The sequence below is a fragment of the Gottfriedia sp. NPDC057948 genome, assembly GCF_042887255.1.
GTDB lineage: Bacteria > Bacillota > Bacilli > Bacillales > Bacillaceae_G > Gottfriedia.
This window is the reverse complement of sequence record NZ_JBHVPN010000002.1, coordinates 356,087-370,597: the sequence shown is the minus strand read 5'-3', so window position 1 is coordinate 370,597 and position 14,511 is coordinate 356,087. Positions and strand designations below refer to the sequence as shown.

15 protein-coding genes and 1 riboswitch are annotated in these 14,511 nt (G+C 34.6%); all 15 genes read right to left on the bottom strand.

Features of this window, described 5'->3' with window-relative positions; all coding sequences use genetic code 11:
* Window positions 1–10: 10 nt before the first annotated feature.
* Entirely contained in the window at window positions 11–1,540 is a 1,530-nt protein-coding gene (locus tag ACFVRR_RS05650; protein ID WP_387325684.1) for an acyl-CoA carboxylase subunit beta, read from the bottom strand.
* A 4-nt stretch (window positions 1,541–1,544) separates the two neighbouring features.
* Window positions 1,545–2,321, bottom strand: a complete 777-nt coding sequence (locus ACFVRR_RS05645; protein WP_387325681.1) for an enoyl-CoA hydratase-related protein — start codon at window positions 2,319–2,321, stop codon at window positions 1,545–1,547.
* A complete protein-coding gene (locus ACFVRR_RS05640; protein ID WP_387325679.1) occupies window positions 2,322–3,233 on the bottom strand; it encodes a hydroxymethylglutaryl-CoA lyase in 912 nt (303 codons plus the stop codon).
* A gap of 12 nt (window positions 3,234–3,245) precedes the next feature.
* On the bottom strand, window positions 3,246–3,467 hold the full coding sequence (locus ACFVRR_RS05635) for an acetyl-CoA carboxylase biotin carboxyl carrier protein subunit (protein WP_025568303.1): 222 nt from the start codon (window positions 3,465–3,467) through the stop codon (window positions 3,246–3,248).
* Window positions 3,468–3,478: 11 nt separating this feature from the next.
* Entirely contained in the window at window positions 3,479–4,819 is a 1,341-nt protein-coding gene (locus ACFVRR_RS05630) for an acetyl-CoA carboxylase biotin carboxylase subunit (RefSeq protein ID WP_387325677.1), read from the bottom strand.
* A gap of 11 nt (window positions 4,820–4,830) precedes the next feature.
* Window positions 4,831–5,976 (bottom strand): acyl-CoA dehydrogenase family protein, encoded by a 1,146-nt coding sequence (locus tag ACFVRR_RS05625; RefSeq protein ID WP_387325675.1) that lies wholly within the window; start codon window positions 5,974–5,976, stop codon window positions 4,831–4,833.
* Between the two features lie 581 nt (window positions 5,977–6,557).
* Window positions 6,558–7,310 (bottom strand): hypothetical protein, encoded by a 753-nt coding sequence (locus tag ACFVRR_RS05620; protein WP_387325672.1) that lies wholly within the window; start codon window positions 7,308–7,310, stop codon window positions 6,558–6,560.
* Between the two features lie 49 nt (window positions 7,311–7,359).
* On the bottom strand, window positions 7,360–7,923 hold the full coding sequence (locus ACFVRR_RS05615; protein WP_387325670.1) for a hypothetical protein: 564 nt from the start codon (window positions 7,921–7,923) through the stop codon (window positions 7,360–7,362).
* 238 nt (window positions 7,924–8,161) lie between these two features.
* Window positions 8,162–8,797, bottom strand: a complete 636-nt coding sequence (gene thiE, locus ACFVRR_RS05610) for a thiamine phosphate synthase (protein WP_387325667.1) — start codon at window positions 8,795–8,797, stop codon at window positions 8,162–8,164.
* Window positions 8,788–9,600 carry a hydroxyethylthiazole kinase gene (thiM, locus tag ACFVRR_RS05605; protein ID WP_387325664.1) on the bottom strand — a complete coding sequence of 271 codons (813 nt, stop codon included), beginning with the start codon at window positions 9,598–9,600 and terminating at the stop codon, window positions 8,788–8,790. Before thiM ends, thiE begins: the two co-directional genes overlap by 10 nt.
* A complete protein-coding gene (gene cytX / locus ACFVRR_RS05600; RefSeq protein WP_387325661.1) occupies window positions 9,584–10,822 on the bottom strand; it encodes a putative hydroxymethylpyrimidine transporter CytX in 1,239 nt (412 codons plus the stop codon). The genes thiM and cytX overlap by 17 nt, the downstream gene beginning before the upstream one ends.
* Window positions 10,815–11,621 (bottom strand): bifunctional hydroxymethylpyrimidine kinase/phosphomethylpyrimidine kinase, encoded by an 807-nt coding sequence (gene thiD / locus ACFVRR_RS05595; protein WP_387325658.1) that lies wholly within the window; start codon window positions 11,619–11,621, stop codon window positions 10,815–10,817. Before thiD ends, cytX begins: the two co-directional genes overlap by 8 nt.
* A gap of 134 nt (window positions 11,622–11,755) precedes the next feature.
* A riboswitch (TPP riboswitch) is annotated at window positions 11,756–11,866 on the bottom strand.
* A 105-nt stretch (window positions 11,867–11,971) separates the two neighbouring features.
* On the bottom strand, window positions 11,972–12,127 hold the full coding sequence (locus tag ACFVRR_RS05590; protein ID WP_056469655.1) for a FeoB-associated Cys-rich membrane protein: 156 nt from the start codon (window positions 12,125–12,127) through the stop codon (window positions 11,972–11,974).
* Between the two features lie 18 nt (window positions 12,128–12,145).
* Complete coding sequence (gene feoB, locus ACFVRR_RS05585; RefSeq protein ID WP_387325655.1) at window positions 12,146–14,146, bottom strand: ferrous iron transport protein B; 2,001 nt, start codon at window positions 14,144–14,146, stop codon at window positions 12,146–12,148.
* Window positions 14,140–14,370, bottom strand: a complete 231-nt coding sequence (locus ACFVRR_RS05580) for a FeoA family protein (protein WP_056469652.1) — start codon at window positions 14,368–14,370, stop codon at window positions 14,140–14,142. Before ACFVRR_RS05580 ends, feoB begins: the two co-directional genes overlap by 7 nt.
* Window positions 14,371–14,511: the final 141 nt, after the last annotated feature.

Sequence of the window (14,511 nt, the reverse complement as noted above, 5' to 3'; positions counted from 1 at the left end):
TCATTATCCTTTAAACAGGATAAACACCATGCTTTTTCGTAGCAGGAGTTTCATATGATTCTGAGTAATAAGCAAAACGCTTAATTAGCTCTGTACGTAACTCTTCTGGTTGAATGACTACATCTACTACTAGCTCAGATGCTAAGCGGTAAATATCGATATCTTCAGCATACTCTTTACGTTTTTCTTGGATAAAGGCAGCTTGTTCTTCTTTTGGTAAACTTGCTATTTTCTTTGCATACACTGCGTTTACTGCTGCTTCAGGTCCCATTACAGCGATTTGAGCAGATGGGAATGCAATGACGCAGTCTGTTTCAAATGCAGGGCCTGCCATTGCGTAAAGTCCAGCACCGTATGCTTTACGAACGATAACTGAGATTTTTGGAACAGATGCATTACTCATGCTATAAAGCATTTTTGCACCATGGCGGATAATTCCGGCACGCTCTACTTTTGTACCAATCATGAAACCAGGTACGTCCATTAAGAATAATAAAGGAATATGGTAAGCATCACATAAATTAATAAATTTAGCTGCTTTATCCGCTGAATCATGGAATAATACGCCACCTTTAACTCTTGGTTGGTTTGCGATAATTCCTACGCTACGTCCATCTAATCTAGCAAAACCAGTTACTAGTTCAGGTGCAAATAGCTTTTTAATTTCAAAGAATGAATCTTCATCAACTACTCGGTCGATAAATTCATAAATAGAAAATGGTACGTTTTGATTGCTTGGTATAATTTCTGCTAAAGACTTCTCCTTTTGAACAGGATTTTTAGCATCAACAACAGGAGCCTCTTGCTTGAAATTAGTTGGTAAGTAAGATAAATAATCTTTTAACTTAGCAATTGCTTCTTCTTCTGACTCACACAATACATCTCCGCAGCCTGAAACTGAACAGTGCATTCTAGCTCCACCCATTTCTTCGAGTGACACTTTTTCACCAATTACCATTTCAGCCATACGAGGTGAACCTAAGTACATTGAAGAATTACCTTCAATCATAAATACAGAATCACAGAATGCAGGAATATAAGCTCCACCTGCAGCAGAAGGTCCAAACAATAAGCAGATTTGAGGTACTTGACCTGATAGCTTAATTTGGTTGTGGAATATACGTCCTGCACCACGTCTACCCGGGAACATAAATACTTGATCCGTAATACGTGCTCCTGCAGAGTCCACTAAATAAATTAAAGGTACAAGCATTTTTAAACATGTTTCCTGAATTCGGATGATTTTTTCTACTGTTTTTTCGCCCCATGAACCTGCTTTTACAGTTGAATCATTCGCCATTACACATACAGTACGGCCATTAATTTTACCGATTCCTGTTACGATGCCATCTGCTGGAAATTCGTCATTCATACAGTTTGCAAAGAAACCATCTTCCACAAAACTGTCTTTATCTAAAAGTTGATTAATTCTTTCTCTTGCAAAGAGCTTACCAATTTTGGCATTGCTCTCATGATATTTTTCTTTCCCACCAGAAAGTATTTGTTCTTTTCGAGCTTGATATGTTGCTTCGTTTGACATGCAATTACTCTCCTTTATATTGCGGCTTACGCTTTTCTTGGAATGCTATTAAACCTTCCATACGGTCGTTTGTATGCAGTAAAGTTTCATATTCATAAGTTTCTAATCTTAGCCCTAGATCTAAAGGAAGATCGAAACCGCGTTGAATCGCCTTTTTTGCTGCACGGATTGCAAGAGGGCCTTTACTTGCGATCGTTTCGCATATTTCAAGCGCCTTATTTTGTAATTCATCTATTTCAACAACATGTTCTAGAATGCCATAGCCTTCAGCCTCATGTGCATTTAAACGTTTGCCAGTAAAGATTAGTTCCTTCGCTCTTCCAAGTCCAATTAAACGTGGAAGTCTTTGTGTACCACCAGCACCTGGAATAATCGCTAAAGATGTTTCTGGTAAACCAACGATTGCTTCTTTATGAGCAATTCTTAAATCACATGCTAAAGCAAGTTCAAGTCCTCCACCTAGGGCAACTCCATTGATTGCTGCGATTGTTGGCATTGGTAATCTTTCCACTTTTTCAAAAAGTGTCCCGATTTTTTCAACAGTTTCTCGAGCCTCACTCTCAGTCATGCCTCTTCTTTCTTTTAAATCAGCACCACTACAGAAGTAAGATGAACCACTACCAGTAAATATAACAGCACGTACAGATGATTTCTTTAACTCATCCATTTGGCTATGAAGAGCATCTAGTAACTCACGTGATAATGAATTAGCTGCATTTGTACGATTTAATGTAAGAATTCTAATATGACCGATATCACTTACTAATAAACTTGATTCCATTTAAATACTCTCCTTTGAACCATTCCATACGGAAAATAGTTTACTAACTGGTGTTAAGTTCATTTGTTCAGAGATATATGAAGTAGCTTGATGAAGTTTCTTTTCATCCACATTAGTTGTAATTCCTAAATTATGAAGTAATGAAACAACATCTTCAGTAGCTACATTTCCACTAGCTCCTGGTGCATATGGACAACCACCTAGTCCACCATTTGATGAATCAAATTTTTCAATTCCAAATAGTAAAGAAGTATATAGATTTGCAACTGCACGACCATATGTATCATGGAAGTGCATAGCAATTCGATTAACTGGTACTTCTTTAACTAGATTTTCTAAAAATTGATTTACCTGAAGTGGATTAGCAATTCCAATTGTGTCGCCTAGAGAAATTTCATCTATTCCACACTCAAGTAATTGGTTTGCAAGTTGGATCACCTTCATTTGGTCTACAGCACCCTCATACGGGCAACCAAATACAGTTGATATATATGCTCTAGTAGTCTTTTTATTATTTTTACACTCGGTAATCATGGAGCGAATATCGCTCATTGAATGCTCTATACTCGCGTTTTTATTTTTTAAATTATGTGTTTCGCTAGCAGAAACAAAGAAATTAATTTCATCTGCATCTACTTCAAATGCACTCATTAGCCCTCTTTTATTAGGAACAAGAGCTGCATAAGTAACCCCATCTTTTTTCTTAAGCCTCGTAAATAGATCTACCGAGTCACTTAATTGAGGAATCCAGTCTGGTCTCACAAACGAAGAAACTTCAATATAAGACAAACCACTCTCTACTAATAAATTGATCCACTCAAGCTTCTTTTCAGTGGAAACAAACTGTTTTTCATTTTGCAAACCATCACGTGGACCTACTTCTCTTATAAAAGCCGATTGAGGTAGCTTCATCACTAATAACTCCTAACCTAGTTTTTCAACTTGAATTAAAGAGTCACCCTCGTTTACAAAATCGCCTTCGTTAACGAACACATTTACGACTTTACATTTATAAGGAGCAGCATGAGGAATTTCCATTTTCATAGATTCTAAGATTACATAATCTTGATCACTACTAATTTCGTCCCCTACTGATACAAGACATTTCCATACGCTTCCAGCCATCATTGCAGTTAAGTTTTCCATTTTTAATTACCTCATTTCACTTTTTGATATTCACTAATAAAACTTGTTGTATAGTCGCCTTCATGGAATGCATTCGTTGAAAGAATATCAATCAAAAACGGCAGATTTGTTTTAATACCTTCAATTTCTACCTTTTTAAGATAATTGTGCAGTTGAATTACTGCTTCTTTTCTTGTATTAGCCGTTACAATCACTTTCGCTAATAATGGATCATAAAACGGTGATACAACCCATCCATCATATAGATGTGTATCAATACGTACACCAATCTCCTCTGGGAAGTTACAGTGTTGTATTGTTCCTGGTGATGGGAAGAAAGTTTTAGGATCCTCGGCATATACCCTTACTTCGATCGAGTGACCATTCATTTCTACATGAGTTGGACGAATTGGAAGTGTTTCACCAAATGTGATACGGAACTGCCATTCAACTAGATCAATTCCTGTAATTCCTTCCGTTACACCGTGCTCAACTTGTAATCTGGTATTCATTTCTAAGAAATAAATATTTTCTTTTTCATCAACTAAAAATTCAATTGTCCCCACGTTTACATATTTCATTTGATTAGCAATTGTAAGGGCATATTCTTCAAGTTTCTTTCTACCTTGTGGAGAAAGGAACGGTGATGGTGCTTCCTCAACAACTTTTTGGTTTCTTCTTTGAATTGAACAATCTCTTTCAAATAAGAAAACAGCGTTGCCATGAGTATCAGCAGCAATTTGTGCTTCAATATGTCTCGGTTTAATAATCGCTTTTTCAATGAATACATCATCATTTGCAAAAAATTGAAGAGCTCTCGTTTGTGTTGTTAAAAATTCTTTTTCTAGCTGTGCTTCGTTTTCGATTAACTTCATACCGATTCCGCCGCCACCACTAGAAGCTTTTAACATAACAGGATAGCCAATTTGGTCTGCTATTTCTCTCGCTTCTTCAACCGATTGAATTGGGTGAGAATTTCCTTTAATTAATGGAATGTTTAATTGCTCCATTATTTGTCTAGCTCTAATTTTTTCGCCCATCATTTCTAAATGTTCTGGCTTAGGACCAACAAATAAAATGCCTGCCTCTTTGCATTTTCTAGCAAAATCGCTATTTTCTGATAAGAAGCCATATCCAGGATGAATTGCTGTTACATTATTTTCTATTGCAATTTTTATAATTAAATCTGCGTTTAAATACGTATCTTTTGTATGATTACCTTTTAAAGAAAATGCTTCATCACTTAACTTAACATGCAAACTTTCCTTATCAGCATCTGAATAAACTGCTACAGTTTGATAACGAAGCTTTTTACATGTTTCAATAATTCTACATGCGATTTCCCCGCGGTTTGCAATAAGTATTTTGATCATATTCTCTCTCCTTATCGGCATCCGAATTGACGTGCAATTACCATACGTTGAATTTCTGATGTACCTTCACCAATTTCAAGTAACTTAGCATCACGTACTAAACGCTCGATGCCATACTCTTTCATATAGCCATATCCACCATGAATTTGTAATGATTCATTCGCAATTTTGGAAGCGATTTCAGATGCGTATAACTTAGCGAATGCCGCTTCTTTCGTAAACGGTTTTCCATTGTCTTTTAACCATGCAGCTTTATGCACCATATTTCTTGCTAACTCAATTCCCATTGCCATATCAGCTAATTTAAATTGAATAGCTTGGAAACTAGATAAAGGTTGTTTAAATTGTTTACGTTCTTTTGCATATACTAATGCTTTATCAAAAGCCTTTTGTGCAATACCTACAGCAAGTGCTGCAATTGAAATTCTACCACCATCTAATGTATATAAGAATTGGCCAAAACCTTTATCAGGATTGCCAAGAATATTTTCTTTTGGAACACGTACTCCATCTAAAACAATTTGAGTTGTATTAGAAGCACGAACACCCATCTTGTCATAAGGATCTGTAATTGTTAATCCTTCTGAGTCAGTTGGAACGATAAATGCACATATGTTTTTCTTTCCTTTTTCATCAATTGAAGTATAAGCAGTTACGATAATTGTGTTAGAATACTGAGCGTTTGTAATCCAGCATTTTTCACCTGTAATCACATACTCATCACCTTCTAAAACTGCTTTTGTTTGTGTTCCTCCAGCATCAGAACCCGCATTTGGCTCAGTTAAACCGAAAGCTCCTAGCGTTTTTCCTTGCGCCATTGGTACTAAGTATTTTTGCTTTTGTTCCTCTGTACCAAAATAGTAAATTGGAGAAGCACCTAATGAACATGTTGCAGCAAAGCTTAAACCTGTTCCTCCACATGCACGCCCTATTTCCTCTACAGCTAACGCATAACTAATTGTATCGCCACCGCTACCGCCATACTCTTCAGGGAACGGAATTCCTAATAAACCTAATTCACCCATTTTTTTGAATGTTTCAATTGGGAATTTGCTATCACGATCAAGTTCCTCTGCAAAAGGCTCAATTTCCTTTGCCGCGAAATCTCGTACCATTTCTTGAATCATTTGCTGTTCTTTAGATAATAAAAAATCCATGTGTTAGTCACTCTCCTTTTAATATTTAGGTACGTTTAAAAAAACGTAAGAATGTCTCCAACTGCAGCAAATAGCAGTGGAGTCTCATATTTCGTGTATAAGAAATAAATATTTTAGTCTTACAATTGATAATATTCGATATTTTCTACCATTATCCTTTAATCTATGTTCGACAAATTGAGACAAGAGAGGAAAAGTTAGGAAAAGTGGGAGGATTGTGGGGATGTAGTGTGAATTACTGTTGGATGGTGGAGTGCAAATGTGTTTTAGAGGGGTGCAAATAAGAAGACTGACTGTGCAAATAAGTCTTAGAGAGCTGCAAATAAAAATGGCAAATCTGGAATTAAATTTACGATAACTGCAATTAATCTGATAAATTACCATACTAGTTGGGGTATTTACACTAAAAATCGCACAACAGTTTATCCTTTCATTCGGAAAACTAGCCAATTGTTCTAATCAATTAAAGAATTGATATGATGGTATGAATCTATTAAATAGTTCAAGACAATCAAGTTTTCCTCTTCAAAAAATAAAAATCACTTCATTTTTTAATGAAGTGACTTAATTCTAGTTAGTAATTATTCCTTTAATGGAACAACAACAGAACCCATTAAATACTTTTGTCCACTACTATTCTTCTGAACTACTAAAACTTCATAGGAACCAGCCTCTTTGGTTGAACTAGTTGCAGAGTATTTAAAGAATAAAGTATTACTCTTTTCTTTAAATGTAGGAATTTCTACCACACTAAATCCTTTTAACTTTTTATATGCAGAATTTAACTCATACTGTGTTTTTTGAGAATTTTCCCTGCTAAAATTAGCATCCATTTCAAATTTAAAATTACCTTCACCTGTGTTATAACTTTCTAGGTACCACCGGTAATCATTTTCTATATTATTTGCCAGATCGATCAATTCAAAATGATAATCGCCTGTTTTTAATTTTAAAAGTCTATCATTATGATTACTTAATACGATACTATTAAAGAAAGGTACATACTCATGCAATTCAAATGTAAATATACCATTATCATGAATTGATGTATCAATTACTTTCGTGTTTTTACTAACTAATACATTATCACGAAATAATCTAACATTTGTAATTGGTGCTTTATTGTAATTATCGTAGAAATATAAAGTTATTCTTTTCGTATACTCATTTTTATTAAAGAATAAATAATTTTTTTCTTTTTTTATTTCTCCTTCTAATTTAGCAACAGCAGAAAGCTTGGGATGCGTAGGGTGATTATTTTTTTGGGAGTTGCATGCTGTAAATATAGCAATGAGTGTAGCGGTTAGTAAAAATAAACAAAGCTGTTTTTTCAAAAAAATTCCTCACTTCTTTTTTTCCTAATTTAAATTTCAAAAGAATAAACTATTTTCGAGGATATCTGAAAAACCATTTATACGTTCCGTCACGATCATTCGCCCTGCTGTACAAAGTCTTTTTTGAGCCAAGTAAAGGTTTGTATGTGTATTTATACTTTTCTACCTTAATTTTATTAGTACTCCATAATTCATAGAAATAACCTTTTTGTGCAGTAAATTCTACAGTAGATGTTTTTCCCCAACTCTTACCAAATGTTCCCCCTAGATTTGCTTCGGCAATTTTTTTGATTCCAAATTCAGTAGAACCGGAAAGGGTATAAGTAGAATTTGAAGTAGAAGATAGTGTAACTGTCGCTTGTGCATTTACAGCTTCAAATGCATCTTTATCCCATCCATTATATTTATATGAGTATACGTAATAATTCCACTTTTTATCTTTCCAGGGACCTAAAAGTTCAGAACTGCCAAATTCATTAGTCGATCCATTAGTAACACTAGGACGACTATTTGAAGGAACAACTGCTGCCAGTGCAGATAATGGGTCTAATGTAGAAAAAATAATTCCATATGACAAAATTAATCCAAGTCTTTTTTTCTTAAATTGTTTCACTAAAATTCTACCTCCTTTTATATTTATTTCGGTATGTTTCAATATTAATGATCAAATATTTTTGTATAATTTGTTACAGATGATATTCAATAAACAACGTTGAAACGTAAATTTACATTAGTTAAGGAAGGTTTAGAATATAGTAATTGTTACTATGTTTGAATGAGTATGTATAAAATACAAAAAGGGCACCTATCCATCAAATTACGATGTAATAGATACCCCAGATACCAATTTATTATTTATTAACCAACATACTCAAATGTTCAGCAGCTGATTTAATATCTTCTTTCCCTAATATCGCAGAAACAATTGCAACACCGTCAATTTTTGTTTCCATTAATTCAGAAACGTTTTTTTCATTAATTCCACCGATGCCTACGATTGGAATTTTTACTGCCTCACGTATTCTTCGTAACTCATCAAGTGCTAAATATTTTGCATCTAGTTTTGTACTCGTCGGATACACTGAACCAATACCAACATAATCCGCACCTTGTTCCTGTGCAATCATTGCTTCTTCTAATGTTGATGCAGATACACCAATAATCATATCTTTCCCAACAATCTGTCTAGCCACAGTTAAAGATAAATCTTCTTGACCGATATGCAAGCCATCAGCCTGTATTGCCAATGCGATGTCTAAACGGTCATTAATAATCAATGGAACATTATATTTTGAAGTGACTTCTTTTACTTGCATAGCAATACTGTAAAAATCTAGACTGCTACAATTTTTTTCTCTTATTTGTACGATTGTTGTTCCACCTTTAATTGCTTCCTCAACAGATTGAACTAAATCCCTTGAACCTAATACATCTCGATCCGTTACTAAATAAAGCTTATAATCTATTTTACTTTTTGTTATAGCCATTCAATTTGTCCTCCTGTTATAAGTGTATCAACAGAAGCTTTAGATACCTCATCAAATAAGTTTACTTTAAATGTACCGATTCCTTGTCCTTCAGTTAATCGAGCCTTAGCAAGCTCTCCACAAAGACCCATTGTCGTAATACCGGAAACAGCTGCTAGGAAATAATCAGTCGTTGCACCAGCATAAGTTCCAATTAATGATGTACTCATACATCCAGTTCCAGTAACATCAGCTAGCATTTTATCTCCATTTGAAATGGTACATACTCGGTCTTGTTCTGCAATAATATCTACCGCACCTGTAATTGCAACTACTGAGCCTAATTTCGCTGATAGAGATTTCGCAATTTCAACGCCGTCTTCTTCACCAGCTACAGAATCCACACCTTTAATTTGAACATTTAAGCCAGCAATCATTTTAATTTCTGACATATTTCCACGAACTACTGAAAAACGTACTTCTTTCAATAATTTAGAAGTCGTTTCTGTACGTAAAGTAGTTGCTCCTACACCAACAGGATCTAATATAACTGGTACGCCTAATTGATTGGCTTTTTTACCAGCTTTAATCATTGATTGAATTGTTCTTTCATTTAATGTTCCAATATTAATAACAAGAGCTGATGCAAAAGATACCATTTCTTCTACTTCGGCTAAATCATCTGCCATAACTGGTGATCCACCTAGAGCTAACACCATATTTGCACAGTCATTTACAGTTACATAATTTGTAATGTGATGAACTAAAGGCTTTTTCTCTTTCACACTTTCAAGAATTTGACTCATTTCATTCATAGTTAACATTTTTTTCTCCCCCGATTTGCTTTGGAACAAGCTTATTAATAACAAACTGAACAACTATATAAATGACACAAATTAAAATCATACTTGGAACAGTAGCTCCAAGGAAGAAGTCTAATTGTACAAACTTACGATAAATAAAAACGCCTAAAATCCATGTAATAAACGCGATCCAATCAATCTTCAACGCTTTACTTATATTTGTTCTTTTTAGAATAAAATAGTCCGTTAATAAAATTGCATATAACGGTGCAAAAAAGGAACCAATTGTATATAAAAATCCTTCATACTTCTCAATAGGGAAAATAACGGCCAATAACGTTCCAATAGCTGTAACAATAAGGGCGATATGTTTTCCATTTAACTTTGGAAAGATGGTTGTAACTGATATTCCGGCAGAGTAAGCATCCATGAAAGTCGTTGTAACAGTTGCTAAGACGACGATACCAACTGCAAATAATCCTAGATTTGCACTCATTAAAACAGCAACCGGGTCTACTTCATTAAATGCTAATACTGCGCCTAGCCCAATAATATACATCCAAGAGCTACCAAACATATAACCTATAAAGCTACCAATCGCTCCATCTTTTGTTGTCTTCGCGAAACGAGTATAATCACTAATTAATGGAATCCACGATAATGGCATAATTACTGATAATTCAACGGCTGCACCAAAAGATAGTCCAGAAGTGCTTGGTTGAGTTAAGATTTTATCACTTTTAAAAATGACAAAACATAGCACAATTGTTAAAACAAATAGTAAACCAACCGCTAAACTATTAAGTTTTTTAGAAGCATTTTGTCCAAAGTACAACCAGATTGCGATTAATACTCCAATTACTAAACACCAAACCCATAGGTGGTCAAACCGATAATCTTTTATTGTAACTAAATTGATTGAGCGAGCTCCAGTTAAAATCATAATTGCTGTCCAGCCTAGTAACTGTAGAACATTCAAAATCGAAAACAAATAGCTACCATAGTTACCAAATGAAATTTTTGTAGATTCCATTGCTGATAACCTTTGCTGAGAACCAATGACTCCACCTAAAATTAGCAATAATGTTCCAAGTAAATGCCCTACTAAAATGGCCGTCAAACCTTTCTTAAAACCAAGTGGTGCTACTAGGGCACCAGTCATAATTTCTGCTACAGAAACTGCCGCACCAAACCAAAGTGTTGTAAAGTTCCACTTCGTCATTTTTGCATTTTGATTAGACATATTGGACTCCTGCCTTTTCATACAATGAGTAAAAATGATGTACAGGACCTACCCCTTTTCCGATTGAAAAGGAATGTTGGATTGCTAATGTTATATAATTTTTCGCCTCTCTAATAGCCTCATTTAATTCAAGTTCATTTGCTAAATTAGATGTAATGGCTGAAGATAAAGTACAACCTGTACCGTGGGTATTAATTGTATTAATTCTAACGCTATTAAAGCTTGTAAATTCGTCACCATTAAAACAAATATCGGTAGCCTCCCCCTCTAGATGACCACCTTTTACAAGGACGTTTTTAGCACCTAATGAGTGAATTTGAATAGCAGCTTCTTTCATCTCTTCAATGGTTGTAATTTTTCTTCCAGTAATGACTTCTGCTTCAGGAAGATTTGGCGTAATAACCGTTGCTAACGGAATCAATTCTTGAATTAAAGCTTCCTTTGCATCCGGACTTAATAAGTCAAATCCGCTTTTTGAAACCATAACTGGATCAACTACGATTTGCTTTGGTTTATATTGCTTTAATTTCTCAGCAATGACTTTAATCGTCTCTATTTGAGATACCATTCCAATTTTTACAGCATCCACTTTAATATCAGTAAAAATTGCATCTAACTGACTAGCAATCATCTCTGGTGTCATATCTTGTACTGCAAACACTCCTTGTGTATTTTGAGCAGTTACTGCTGTAATTACACTCATTCCAAAAACACGATGAGCTGAAAATGTCTTTAAATCCGCTTGAATCCCTGCACCACCACTTGAATCAGAGCCTGCTATCGTTAATACTTTCTTCAATTCTCTTCCCCCTATTTCATGAATAGAACTCTTTGATCTTACAGATAGAAGATGACACTTGATTTTAAATACAAAAAAGCACAAATCCCATAAGGACTTGTGCTCGAACAAATCAATGTTATGAATACAAAATATGTATTCTACGTTCACTTTCCTACGCTGGCATTATCCAGATCAGGTTAAAGGGTCAAAGACTTATGTGTCTTAATCTCAGCCGAACATTTACGGCACCCCTAGTACTATTCAATTATTAAAGTTTATTACTTTATCATCTTAATTAATCCTTCTACTTTATTCAAGTATTTAGACAGTTTACTTTAAATTTTATCTTTTTAGTTAATTCTATATTGCTATTTTGAATAATTTACAGTATCACAATTTGAACTACAAGTCTTTGCGATTGAGCAAGAGCCACATTTACCTTTTTTCGTTTTCTTTATATATCGTAAAAGTGTCCACCCTGCATATCCAAAAATAAGAGCTCCTATTATAATATTGACAATCATAAGTAGATACCCCTTTCTTTAATAGCCTAAGAGACTTCCAACTTGATAGATAATTAGCGCTAATATATACGCAATAACTAATGCATATCCAACTGAGAAATACGTCCATTTAGCTGAACCTGTCTCTTTACGAATTGTCGCAACAGTTGCAAGACATGGTACATACAATAAGACAAATACCATAAAGCTAAATGCAGAAAGTGCAGAAAACTGTGTTGACAATATTCCTTGTAAAGAATGTGCATTTGGCACATGATAGATAATATTCATGGCAGATACGACTACCTCTTTAGCCAAAAATCCTGTTAGTAAAGAAGCACCTGCTTGCCACGTCCCGAAACCTAAAGGTGCAAGTATTGGTGTAAGTATTCCACCAATCATTGCTAAAAAGCTATCATCCATCGAAACACCTAAACCACTTGGTCCCATATAAGATAATAACCATATTACTACAGAACCACCAAAAATAAACGTACCTGCTTTTCGAATAAATCCTTTACCTTTATCCCATGTGCTTCTAAATAAAGCTTTACCTTGTGGCATACGATACGGTGGGAGTTCTACGACAAATAATGAAAACTCACCCTTTAATATAGTAGATGAAAAAACCTTAGCTAATACTAATGCAACTACTATTCCGAGTATATAGAGTGAAAAAACAACTATTGCTTGATTTTTCGCAAAAAACGCGCCAACGAATAGTGCATATACCGGTAAACGCGCCGAACAAGACATTAATGGTGTTAACAAAATCGTGAGTAGTCTCTCTCTAGGCTGTTCAATCGTTCTAGCAGCCATAACTCCAGGTACATTACAACCAAATCCAATAATCATTGGAATAAATGCCTTACCAGTTAAACCAACCATTTCCATCGAACGATCCATTACTAAAGCCGCTCGAGACATATATCCAAAATCTTCAAGGAATGAAATTAGTAAAAACAAAATAAAAATTTGTGGAACAAAGACTAAAACTCCACCAACACCGGCAACAATACCATCAAGAACAACTGCTTTTATAAAATCAGATGCATGTATTGCATTTAAGCCGTTTGTTAGCCAGTCCGTTACAGGTCCTGATAAAAACCCATCTAATGCGTCAGATAAGGGTAACCCCAACCAATCAAAAGTAAGCTTAAACATTAAAAACATTGTAACTAGGAAAATAGGAATACCCAAAATTGGGTGTGTCACAAATCGATCAATGCGATCAGTTAATGTAACTGCTTCATTAGATTCTTTCTCTACAGAACTTCCAATTAATTTTGAAATGACTTCTTTTCTTATAGAATAAATCCATTTTGAAGGTGATACACCTTGTTCACTGTTTAATTGTGCCTCTGTTATTTTAATTACTTGGTCAATTTTACTAAAATCGTAGGATGAAGCGATAAATTCAATTACCTCTTTATTGCCCTCTAAAATTTGTATTGCAGTCCATCTTTTAGGAATAGATAAAGTTGAAGGTAATAGCGTCATAATATTTTTAATACCGTCTTCAATAATTATTCCATAATCAATTTCAAACTCAACTTCAGATTGAGGAATTGTCTCTAGTAATTCGTTTACCTCGTTTGTTCCCTTACCAGATCTAGCGTCAATTGGAATAACTGGTACCTGTAATATCTTTGAGATACTAGCAGGATCAACTGAAATTCCTCTTCTTTTAGCAACATCAACCATATTTAGACCAATAATCATTGATTTATTAAATTCTAGAAGTTGAAGAGTGAGCATTAAATTTCTCTCTAATTGAGCAGCGTCAACAATATTAATCATCCCATCAAATGTTTCATTTACAAAAAAATGCGAAACAACGGCCTCATCTTTTGAAAGAGGGCTTAGAGAATAGATACCTGGCAAATCAATTAGATTTCCAAGTTTATTTTTTATACTCCCTACCTTTTTTTCAACGGTAACCCCACTCCAATTTCCTACATATTGGTATGTACCTGTTAAATTATTAAATAGAGAAGTTTTTCCTGTATTTGGATTTCCAATAAGCGCTATATTTAACATATTTTTTCTACCTTTATCCCAGATGCATCATGAAATCGAATGCCAAGTGATTGTCCGCAATTTTCAATCATACAAGGCCCTTTGAACGGCATTGTACATTGTAGGCAGACCATAGCCCCTTCACTTATCCCTAGATCTAAAAGACGTCTCTTCACTGCCTCACCTAGTGATGACAAGTCCGTTATTTTTGCTTTTTCGCCTTTTTTTAATTCTGAAAGTAACATAAGTGATTCCCCCGGATCAAAACTTATTATATAAACAATTAATAATGATAATCCTTATCAATATCTTTATCTTAAGTGAAGACAAGTTAATTGTCTACCTGCTTTTATGAAAACGTTAACTTAAGAAAAAATTCCCAAAAT

What these genes read in the sequence shown, in the direction of transcription:
- thiE (WP_387325667.1), bottom strand. Translation starts at nt 8,797, where the DNA reads ATGGCTATAACAAAAAGTAAAATAGATTATAAGCTTTATTTAGTAACG.
- ACFVRR_RS05635 (WP_025568303.1), bottom strand. Translation starts at nt 3,467, where the DNA reads ATGGAAAACTTAACTGCAATGATGGCTGGAAGCGTATGGAAATGTCTT.
- ACFVRR_RS05590 (WP_056469655.1), bottom strand. Translation starts at nt 12,127, where the DNA reads ATGATTGTCAATATTATAATAGGAGCTCTTATTTTTGGATATGCAGGG.
- ACFVRR_RS05640 (WP_387325679.1), bottom strand. Translation starts at nt 3,233, where the DNA reads ATGAAGCTACCTCAATCGGCTTTTATAAGAGAAGTAGGTCCACGTGAT.
- ACFVRR_RS05645 (WP_387325681.1), bottom strand. Translation starts at nt 2,321, where the DNA reads ATGGAATCAAGTTTATTAGTAAGTGATATCGGTCATATTAGAATTCTT.
- ACFVRR_RS05580 (WP_056469652.1), bottom strand. Translation starts at nt 14,370, where the DNA reads ATGTTACTTTCAGAATTAAAAAAAGGCGAAAAAGCAAAAATAACGGAC.
- cytX (WP_387325661.1), bottom strand. Translation starts at nt 10,822, where the DNA reads ATGTCTAATCAAAATGCAAAAATGACGAAGTGGAACTTTACAACACTT.
- thiM (WP_387325664.1), bottom strand. Translation starts at nt 9,600, where the DNA reads ATGTTAACTATGAATGAAATGAGTCAAATTCTTGAAAGTGTGAAAGAG.
- ACFVRR_RS05630 (WP_387325677.1), bottom strand. Translation starts at nt 4,819, where the DNA reads ATGATCAAAATACTTATTGCAAACCGCGGGGAAATCGCATGTAGAATT.
- ACFVRR_RS05625 (WP_387325675.1), bottom strand. Translation starts at nt 5,976, where the DNA reads ATGGATTTTTTATTATCTAAAGAACAGCAAATGATTCAAGAAATGGTA.
- ACFVRR_RS05650 (WP_387325684.1), bottom strand. Translation starts at nt 1,540, where the DNA reads ATGTCAAACGAAGCAACATATCAAGCTCGAAAAGAACAAATACTTTCT.
- feoB (WP_387325655.1), bottom strand. Translation starts at nt 14,146, where the DNA reads ATGTTAAATATAGCGCTTATTGGAAATCCAAATACAGGAAAAACTTCT.